The following is a 3,015-nucleotide window of genomic DNA, read 5'->3' as shown; positions in this document are numbered from 1 at the left end:
TCGGAAGTGGAGTAAAGAGGAAAAATTGCATTACATTCATCTGCATCTGGATGAGCACCTGTCGGTCAGGGAAATCGAGAGAAAGTACGGAGTGGGAAGCAGCTTGGTAGTCGTCCGCACCGCCGGTGCAGGGCTCGGCATTTTTAAAGGCGGGCGGACTGTCCCAGGGCACCATATCGTAGTTCCAGTCCAGATCGCTGATGGCCACCAATGTGAACGGCGGACAGCCAGCAGCCTGTGCAGCCTCATATACCTTCTTGCCCTCGTCGGAGAAGGTGTTGAGGTAGATGATCGGTGCTTTTGGTTCTGTGATTGGAAAAACAGATATAGTCCGATTATCGTTCAATAAATTATTATTTCTGATCATCGTGCGTTTTGGGGCAAAATAAAAGTGCTACCAATGGCTGGTAGCACTTAAGTAGTAAGCGAACCGATATTGTATTTGTCTGGGATGCACTGGGATTAGCTTTGTAATGAGGCCCTGATACTTCGTCAAGCTAGAAACTTTCATTTGCCTCTCAGAGTAATATCTGCATAGCTTCGTTATCGTCTTTGATGGGCGTCAGCTTACCAATGTTCTCTGCCTTGTTCCGAAAAATTCCGATTTAAATTCAATATGCAATTTCTAACTTGGTGGAGTACTAGGACACTTCCAACGCACATTTCTGTAATTCGCCTTAGAATGAAAATAACATGTCAATACCTTAAATTCTCTTCTGTGTTAACACTTAGATGGTTTCTATCAGTTGGCCCTCCTGGTGAAGAAATTCGCCTTTTTGGGCGTGCCGACGGCAAAACTTCTTAAATTTGATTCCATTAATGGCCTGTGTCTTGGCACGGGAATGAATTAGTCGGTATTTGACCCTATATCCATTTAGTTCTGCTTGTAGGTACAGTGCAGTTGCCTCCAGCTGCTCCAGCCCATGCTCAATGTCAGAGCCTTTCAGTTCAATCAGGTAGGCATCGGCACTATCGTCGTTCATCAGCAAGAAATCGCAACGGATGGTGCCTCCTTGAATCACATAGCCATCAATTCGATAGTGGCTGACTTTACTGCGCCCCTGGGGATTATTGGCCCGGTGCACTCGGCCCTGCTCTTTGCTTACAATAATGGGCTGATGTTGTGTGCAGAGGGAGCGGTATCCATTTAGCGGCACGACGCATCCCCCTCCACTGCCTGTTCTACCTCAAACAGTCTATCATACTCTAGATTGATGTCGTGGGAAATCTGATCCAGCAGGGCATTATCGATCTGAGCCAGTTCATTATCCATACAAGACTTTGCCTCACCGTTTTGAACGAAGCGAGCGTCGCATACACTGCTGTCAATCCACTTAGATGGGGAGACAATTTCGGACACCTGGCGATTTGCCAGCTTCCCAACGGTTCCAGCATAGAGCAGATTATTGATTGCGCCCAGCACATAGGGGCTGTGAGTGGTCAGTAACACGGCGTTCCCCGCACCTACTACCAAAGCAATCAGTTCAATCACCGCTTTTTGAGATGCCGGAAACAAATTGGACTCCGGCTCTTCAATAATAAAGAACACAGGTTTTTGTAGTACTAAATAGTAAAATAAGAGATTGAGGATCCACACAATTTCCTGCTGACCCGAAGATGCAAAATTGATCTTCACATAGCTGTCTTTTGCTACCCATATGCGTTCTTCCCCATCAGAGGCCACATATCGGCCTCTCAACACCTGTCGAATCAATCTGAGTGCCTCCAAAAAGAGTTCTTGTTCTATCTCTGATACCTGCTTTCCAGCCAAGAGGCCCTCCAAGCCGTTAGAAAACTGCGGACGAAGACGCATCACCAGCTCCAGGTAGTCCCTTGTGCAGGCATCCAGCAACCGCTTCTGCGTATCATCCATGGTGGAATATAAATAGCTGAATTGGCTGCCTAGAATTGTCAGAACACTGCGGCCGGCCGGGATATAAACTGTTTCAAATGGATCGTTGAATAAGGCATCTAGTTCCGCACTGATCCGGGGTTGGGCAGCGTCGTTCTCACGCATTATCAAAAAGTTTCGGATTTGCTGGGAATACTCCACCCAGACATAATTGGGCGTCAGTTTGTCACGGCGCTCCTTTAGGCAGATGGTTATTTCCACACCATCTTGGTATCGGTAGCACAGGCGCATATCTCGATCCATACAGTAGGAAGTGCCAAACGTACTGAGAAATTTATTGCGTACATGGCGCTCAAATTCACTTACCAGTGTCTGATGTTCGGTGTCCTCAATCTGCGCATAACCCTGCTGGATATTCAGTGTTTTATACTGTCTGCGGAGCATTAATTGATAAATATCACCTTTCAAAGTGCGAAAAAAGTAGACTGCCTTTGCGATTGTACTTTTTCCAGACGCTTGGTATCCAGTCAAAAACGTATACTGTCGGATAGTGAACTCACAGTGATGGATCGGCCCCAGCCGCTCAATCAAAAGTTGGTGCATAGCATACCCTCCAACTTATTTAGGATTTAATATTACTCATTATATCGGGCTTTACCTGATATTTCAATCCCTGCACCCTTTATTTTAAGCTGAATGGTGCATTACAAATAACAGTTGCCAAAGCAATTTGAAATAAGAACTTTATTTGCAGACGTTCATACGCCAGTTCTAAGGAATCCAAGATGACTCATGCGCATATGGAGGGTGTGGTGCCAGACCTTGTCTTCCTACCGGATATTTTCCACCTCCGGAACAAGCCTATGGACATGAACTAGACTTGAAAAATCAATAAATTGTTGTAAAATATAGTGGGTAATGGTTTGGTGGTGGTCAATATGATCAATTTTGTACTTCGTATTATTTTAACATTAAATTCCACCTCCTGGATCATCGTAGTATTTGGAATAAATGAAAAATGGAAGCTTTTGGGGTTTTCCACTTTAGTGTCGGCCCTAGGGCTTGTTTGAAAAATCAGGAGACTTGTTCTAAGTCAACAGAATTGCAATGGCGGCAAGGTGAACGAAGGCCAAGAAGGAGGTGTCCAGCTTGTCGTATCTGGT

Annotated in this window: 2 protein-coding genes and 1 pseudogene; all 3 read right to left on the bottom strand. The window is 45.4% G+C overall.

Annotation, left to right across the window (positions count from 1 at the left end; translation table 11 throughout):
- Nucleotides 1–346 (bottom strand): annotated as a pseudogene (locus tag B5F88_RS18880) (hypothetical protein); the annotation flags it as partial.
- A gap of 382 nt (nucleotides 347–728) precedes the next feature.
- Entirely contained in the window at nucleotides 729–1,157 is a 429-nt protein-coding gene (locus tag B5F88_RS20455) for a hypothetical protein (protein WP_140402203.1), read from the bottom strand.
- A complete protein-coding gene (locus B5F88_RS18870; RefSeq protein WP_087936975.1) occupies nucleotides 1,148–2,455 on the bottom strand; it encodes an AAA family ATPase in 1,308 nt (435 codons plus the stop codon). Before B5F88_RS18870 ends, B5F88_RS20455 begins: the two co-directional genes overlap by 10 nt.
- Between the last annotated feature and the right edge of the window lie 560 nt (nucleotides 2,456–3,015).

Source organism: Flavonifractor sp. An306 (assembly GCF_002159455.1).
Lineage (GTDB): Bacteria > Bacillota > Clostridia > Oscillospirales > Oscillospiraceae > Flavonifractor.
This window is presented reverse-complemented; position numbering and strand designations above follow the sequence as displayed.

Excerpts from the sequence above, each read along its gene's own strand:
- B5F88_RS18870 (WP_087936975.1), bottom strand. The coding sequence starts at position 2,455 with ATGCACCAACTTTTGATTGAGCGGCTGGGGCCGATCCATCACTGTGAG.